General features: G+C 69.5%; 8 protein-coding genes. 4 read left to right on the top strand and 4 right to left on the bottom strand.

All coding sequences use genetic code 11. The features are described 5' to 3' along the window. Positions 1-21: 21 nt before the first annotated feature. Both WD271_10425 and WD271_10430 read left to right on the top strand, forming a co-directional pair. Positions 22-588, top strand: a complete 567-nt coding sequence (locus WD271_10425; protein MEX1008243.1) for a hypothetical protein — start codon at positions 22-24, stop codon at positions 586-588. A gap of 120 nt (positions 589-708) precedes the next feature. Next, complete coding sequence (locus tag WD271_10430) at positions 709-1,335, top strand: GGDEF domain-containing protein (protein ID MEX1008244.1); 627 nt, start codon at positions 709-711, stop codon at positions 1,333-1,335. Between the two features lie 4 nt (positions 1,336-1,339). Here the strand turns inward: WD271_10430 and WD271_10435 are convergent, their stop codons facing one another. Continuing rightward, the gene (locus tag WD271_10435; GenBank protein ID MEX1008245.1) at positions 1,340-1,960 is read right to left on the bottom strand and encodes a GNAT family N-acetyltransferase; all 621 of its coding nucleotides are present in this window, start codon (positions 1,958-1,960) and stop codon (positions 1,340-1,342) included. Between the two features lie 37 nt (positions 1,961-1,997). Here WD271_10435 and WD271_10440 point away from each other — a divergent pair, with 37 nt between their 5' ends. Beyond that, on the top strand, positions 1,998-2,270 hold the full coding sequence (locus tag WD271_10440) for a hypothetical protein (GenBank protein MEX1008246.1): 273 nt from the start codon (positions 1,998-2,000) through the stop codon (positions 2,268-2,270). Here WD271_10440 and WD271_10445 read toward each other — a convergent pair. The 3 genes from WD271_10445 to WD271_10455 are packed head-to-tail and all read right to left on the bottom strand — an operon-like array spanning position 2,210 to position 4,747. Then, positions 2,210-3,079, bottom strand: coding sequence for a fumarylacetoacetate hydrolase family protein (locus WD271_10445; protein ID MEX1008247.1), 870 nt, complete (start codon positions 3,077-3,079; stop codon positions 2,210-2,212). The genes WD271_10440 and WD271_10445 overlap by 61 nt on opposite strands. After that, positions 3,076-3,573: a hypothetical protein gene (locus WD271_10450; GenBank protein ID MEX1008248.1), complete on the bottom strand. Its 498-nt coding sequence runs from the start codon at positions 3,571-3,573 to the stop codon at positions 3,076-3,078. Before WD271_10450 ends, WD271_10445 begins: the two co-directional genes overlap by 4 nt. 46 nt (positions 3,574-3,619) lie before the next feature. Continuing rightward, positions 3,620-4,747: a citrate/2-methylcitrate synthase gene (locus WD271_10455; protein ID MEX1008249.1), complete on the bottom strand. Its 1,128-nt coding sequence runs from the start codon at positions 4,745-4,747 to the stop codon at positions 3,620-3,622. 98 nt (positions 4,748-4,845) lie between these two features. On the opposite strand from WD271_10455, the gene WD271_10460 reads away from it, so the two are divergent. Further along, positions 4,846-6,060 carry a citrate synthase gene (locus WD271_10460; protein ID MEX1008250.1) on the top strand — a complete coding sequence of 405 codons (1,215 nt, stop codon included), beginning with the start codon at positions 4,846-4,848 and terminating at the stop codon, positions 6,058-6,060. Positions 6,061-6,113: the final 53 nt, after the last annotated feature.

Consider the following 6,113-nt stretch of genomic DNA (forward strand, 5'->3'; position numbering starts at 1 on the left):
CGGCCCGCGAGACTGAGGTTCGTGGCGCGGAACTGGATCGTCGGTGGCGTCGTGGTGCTCGTGCTCGCAGCCGCCGGCGCCGCCGTGGCACTAAGGGCGAAGGAAGGCGGCGGCAACGACGCCCAGTCGGCTCCGGCCACCAACTCGACCGCCCCCACCGCTCCGGCGTCGAGCACGACCGCACCCCCGACGACCGCACCCCCGACGACCGCACCGGCCGAAACGACCGTCGCCCCGACCACCAGCGCTCCACCGGCTCCGGGATCACCCGCTGGATCACCACCGGGTCCGTGCGGTGTCGAGGTGGGTGCGATTCGGGCGGCCGTCGACAACGGCGTGACGGGTGCGCGCGACGGCGCCGAGGTGGCGGAGTGCCGGCTCGCCGCGGTCGACCCGTCGTGGGCGCTGGTGTTTCTCGACCCCAAGTCGGGCGCGGAGTTCGCCGAGTCGACCGTCGTGCTGCACGGAGGCGGGGGCGCGTGGACAATTGTCGACATGGGAACCAGCCAGATTGGGTGCGGCAAGGTGCCCCAGCAGGTGCTCGTCGACCTCGGCCTCTTCTGCGTCGGTTCCGGGAGCACCCGTTGAGCGCGCGGCACGAGCTGGTGTCGTCGGTCGACGCGCTGATCGCCGGCGCGTCAGCGCGCGAACCGATGCTGTACGACGTCTTTGGTTGACTGATAGCTATATGTTTGATATATATACGTTATGAGTATCACGTTCAACGAGAAGCCCAGCAAGATCGTGGATCTGTCGGCCTTCATCGGGCAGGCGGACGCCGCCGCCCGCGAGCGACCGGTAGCTGTCGCTGTCGCCGACCTCGACCGGTTCGCTGCGATCAACGAAACGTTTGGCACGGCCACCGCCACGCGTGGGCTCGCGGCCTGGGAGCGAACGCTCACCGGGAGCCTCCCCGACGACGCGGTCGTCGCTCGCATCAGCGGCGACGAATGGGCAATTGCTCTCCCGGGCGCGACCGCGGAGAGTGCGCTGATCGTGCTCGAGGAAATCCGTTCGCACTTCTCGTCACACCGAGTCGACGGAATCGATGTCGACCTCGACGTGTCGATCGGGATCGCCGGCCGCCCTCCCCATGCACCGACGATCGAGGACGCGGCACGCGCCGCGGTTGAGGCTTTGATGCGCGCGAAACGAGAGGGGCGCGGGCGGGTCGTCATCTACGTCGAGGAGAAGATGACGATGAAGAGCAACTACTACCCGCGTGCGTCACTCGACCGGCTCGCCAAGCTGTCCGCCGCAACTGAGCGCACCGAGGCGAGCTTGCTCCGCGAAGCGCTCGACGACCTGTTCCGGAAACATCGCGACGAGCTCTAGTGGCTCAAACGCTCGCGAGGTCCTTGCCCATCACGAATCCGACGTGAGCGCCGTCGACGAGCGCGTCGACCTGATTGCGGAACTCGCGGTCGACGCGTGACAGTCGTACACGCAGTTGTGGGACCCCCTCGTATGAGGCGCGCCACGCGTCGAGGCCCATGAGCGGTCCTCGTAACAACTCCTCGACCTGCTCGTCGTAGCGTTCCGGCGCGTAGGCCCATTGCAGGAAGAGGTCAGCCGAGAAGCCGAGATGAAGGTAGAAGTCGGCCTGATCGTCGGCACCGAGGTCGATTCGACGCACGTCCAGTTCGTGAGCCGTCTCCTCCACTGCCTCCACGAGGGCGCGCCCGATGCCCGCGCCGCGCGCCGCGGGGATGACACCGATGATGCGAAGCGTGACCGTGCCCGGCGTCGTGCGGAACGCGAGCGCAGCGCCGATCGGCTCGCTGTCCTCCTCGGCGACGAGCATCAGCGGGCTGTCGTCCTCGAAGTGCTCCACGAGCTCGCGACAGCGCCGGGTGCCGTCATGGGCCGACAACGGCGGGTCGAACTGCCGGCCAGCCAGGTCGTACACCTGTTCGAGCTCGACGATGGAGCGAACGGGCCTGATCGTCACGGTTGCCATCGTGCGACCGTACGCCCGTCGATGCGATCATGGCAGCGTGATTTCCGCGGATGACGTGCGTCGCGTTGCCCTGTCGCTGCCGGCCTCCACCGAGAAGCCGTCGTACGGCACGCCGGGGTTCCGGGATGTCGAGGAGCTCACCGAGCTGCTCACCGAGGCCTGGCGAGTGCGAGCGCCGCAGAAGTTGCTCACGGCCTTCGACGCCCGAGCACAGCTGAACCGGTTACCGGACCACTGCGATGGATCGGCCTACTCGGGCCGGCACCGGTTGACCATCGTGCCGATGCCCTCGATCTCGGTCCGCACCTGATCGCCGGGCGCGAGCGCGGGCATCGGAGTGCCGTCGAGCGTTCCCGGCGAGCCGCACAAGCAGAGCATGCCGGGAAGCAGGGTCATGAACGACGACAGGAGCGCGACGAGCTCCGAGACGCTCGCGAGCATGTCGCGTGTGTTCGCGTCGACCCGCAGCACGTCGTCGATCCAGCACCGCGTGCGCAGCGCGCTCGGGTCGACGAGCTCGTCGAGGGTCAGGAGCACGGGACCGATCGGGCAGAACGTGTCGATGCTCTTGCCGAGCGTCTTCGCCGGCAAGTGCTGCCACTCCCACGGTGACGGCGCGCCGCCGAATTCGTGCACGCGTTCGGTCACGTCCTGGGCGACGACGAAGCCCGCAACGGCATCGAGCGCCGACGCGGGCGAGAGGTGCCGCGCACTGCCGCGCGTGACCACACCAAGTTCCGGCTCGGCGATCACGAACGCGCGGCCGAGCGGAAGGCGGTTCGGATTGGGCAACACGATGTCGTCGAACGGTCCGCTGACGCTCGTCGGCGACTTGCCCACCACCATCGGGAACTCGTTGCGCTCGGCCGGCGGGAAGTTGGCGATCACCGAGAAGACGGCCGGCGGACGCGGCACCGGAGGACCAAGACGAACATCCGCGAGTGCGCGACCGTTGTTCCGATTCACGCCCCCAGCTGCGAGCTCGAGCAACACGTCCCAGTGCTCCCCAAGAAGCTCCATCGGATCGGAGGGCAGCCGTCCTCCGGACGCGTGCTCGACGTCGAAGACCTGAGCGCCACCGAGAAGCGCGGCGCGGCCGTCGACAGTTGCGAGCCTCACGGCACTGCGGCGAGCGCGGCGATGAAGGGCTCGCGTACCGCTGGGTCGCAGTGCTGTTCGACGAGCGCGGCCTTCGACCCGAGCGGATCGGTGCCGGCGGGATGATCGACGCCGTCACCGCATGCGAGCGGGACGTCCGACGATCCGTCCCAGCCGTCGAGGGGAAAGGTCGCGTCGACGCGGACGGCGCGGCCGTCGATGGTGAGGGTCGGGTAGGTGTGCACGTCGACGAGGCCGTCGGGGGGAACCGCCGCCGCCACCTCCGCACCCCAGCGTTGCGCGGCGAGGTCGGGGGTGACGCGGTAGACGCGATGCCACAGGGTCGGCTCGAGCCCGGGCCACCGTTCGCTCACGATCTCTGCCAGGAGCAGGTGCTTGATGGAGCAGGTGCCCCGCCCCTCGGAGAGCACGCCGCGCGCGGAACGGTCAGCGGGGCGGCCGTACGGGATACGGCTGATCTCGACGACAAGGTCGACCACACCGTCGCTGACCATCGGCCCACGCTACGGGAGGCGGCGCTCGTGGACGAGCGACCCGTAGTCAGGATTCGACGGGTTGGGGTGGCGGCGGGCCGACGTATCGCGCGCTCGGGCGGATGATCGCCGAGTCCTTCGCCTGTTCGAGGACCTGCGCGCTCCAGCCGACGATCCGGCTCACGGCGAACGTGGATGTGAACAACGCACGCGGGAGGCCACAGAGATGCATCACGACCGCCGCGTAGTACTCCACGTTCGTGTGGAGCTCGCCGCCCGGCTTCAAGTGGGCGAGGACGCGTTCGACGGTGCCTTCGACCTCGACCGCGAAGTCCACCAGGGACCCGCCGAAATGCTCGGCGACCGCGCGCAGCATCTTCGACCGCGGGTCGGCGGTCTTGTAGACAGGATGACCGAAGCCCATGATCCGCTCGCCGCGGGTCACGGCATCGGTGATCCAGGCCTCGGCCCGGTCGGGTTCACCGATGGCGTCGAACATGTCGAGCACACGGCTCGGTGAGCCGCCGTGGCGCGGTCCGGAGAGCGCGCCGAGCGCCGCGACGATCGCCGCGCCCACATCCGCACCGGTCGACGCGACGACACGCGCGGTGAAGGTCGACGCGTTGAACCCGTGATCGAGCGCGAGCACCAGGTACTGGTCGAGCGCGCGCGCCCGCGCCGGATCGGGTTCCACACCGTTGATCATCCAGAGATAGTTCGCGGCGTCCCCCAGGTCGTCGCGCGACGGCACGGGCTCGAGACCCTGACCGGACCGGTGGATCGCCGCCACCAGCGTCGGCGCCACCGCACTCAGCCGGAGCAGGTTCGCGCGCAGCGCCGCAGCGTCGGCGTCGACGATGGCCGGCATCTCCTCGATCCCCGCGACGTGCGAGAGCAGTGTCCGCAGGCACGTCAGCGGAGCGGGGCAGGCCGAGGCGACGGGCGCGACGAGACCCATGACCGGTGCCGGCACTCGGCGCAACAGGCGGAACTCCTCGGCGAAACGCTCACGTTGCCGGTGGTCGGGCAGCGTCCCCTCGATCAGCAGGTGGGCGACGTCCTCGAAGCTCCGCTTCTCCGCCAGTTCGGGCGCCGAGTACTGGCGGTAGTGGTAGAAGCCTTCCTCGCCACGGACGTCGCCGAGCTCCGTGTCAGCCACCACAACGCCCTTCAGCCCCCTGGCTACGTCCGCCATATCGCCTCCCGTCTCGATGTTTCCCCACCCATGATCGGTCGGGGCCCATCATGTTGTCAACATTGATTTCATCAATGCATTTGTGCAACGATGAGCGGGTGGCATCCGGCAAGGACTGGCTCCTCACCGCGGAGGCAACCGCGCGCCTCGCAGTGAAACCCCAGACGCTCTACGCGTACGTGAGCCGCGGGCTCATCCGGAGCGAGCGCGTGCCCGGCACCCGCATCAGCCGCTTCCGCCGCGACGACGTCGAGCGCGTCGCTCTGCGAGCGCGGGGCACCACGCCCCCTGGCCGCCTCGACGTCGTCATCGACACCGAGCTCACCTATCTCGATCCCGACGGCTTCCTCGCCTACCGCGGCTGGGACGTGGTGGAAGCCGCGGCCACCTCGACCTACGAGAACGTCGCCGAGTGGCTGTGGACCGGTGAGCGCGTGGGCGCGCCCGAGTGGTCGGCCCCCGATGCCGCGGTGCGCGTCGGCAAGGCGGTGCAGCGCGCGTTGCCGACGACCGCGACGCTCCCCGACCGGCTCCGCGTGATCGTCAGTGCACTCGCGACCACCGATCCGTTGCGCTACGACCGACGGCCCGAGGCGGTCGTGGTGACCGCGCGCGCAATGATCGCCTCGCTGGTCGCTGCGCTCCCGATGGTCGAAGGCACGACCGAGCCGCGCGCTCGTTCCATCGCGGCGCAACTCTGGCCCCGGCTCAGCCGGATGCGCGCGACCTCCGCCCGTGTCCGCGCCCTCGACGCCGCGCTCATCCTGCTGGCCGACCACGAGCTCGCGGCGTCGGCGCTGGCGGCGCGAGTGGCTGCGTCCACCTGGGCTGATCCGTACCTCGTGGTCGGCGCGGGCCTGGCCGCCGCAGGCGGGCCGTTGCACGGCGGTGCGTCGAGCGCGGTGCGGTCGCTGCTCGCGCGGGTGCAGGGCGCGGTGACCGCGACCGCCGCGATCGGCGACATCCTGCGGAACGGTGAGCTCGTGCCCGGTTTCGGGCATCGCGTCTACGAGGTTCCCGACCCGCGCGCGGGCGCGCTCCTCTACGCCGTCGAGCGCATGAAGCCACCGGCAAGTTTGTGGCGCGCCGCGAACGACATCCTCGACGTGATGGCGACCCGCGACGGTCCGAAGGTGAACGTCGACTTCGGCCTTGCCGTGTTCACCGAGGCCTGCGGGATGGCGCAGGACGCCGGCGAGGCGATTTTCGAGATCGCCCGCTGCGCAGGTCTCATCGCGCACGGCATCGAGGAGTACGAACACCGGCTCCGGTACCGGCCGCGCGCGGCATACGTGGGCCCTCGCCCGGAATAGTCGAGCCAGTCAGTCGAGCCAGTCAGTCGAGCCAGTCAGTCGAGCCAGTCAGT

The organism is Acidimicrobiia bacterium (assembly GCA_040880805.1).
Taxonomy (GTDB): Bacteria; Actinomycetota; Acidimicrobiia; order IMCC26256; family DASPTH01; genus DASPTH01.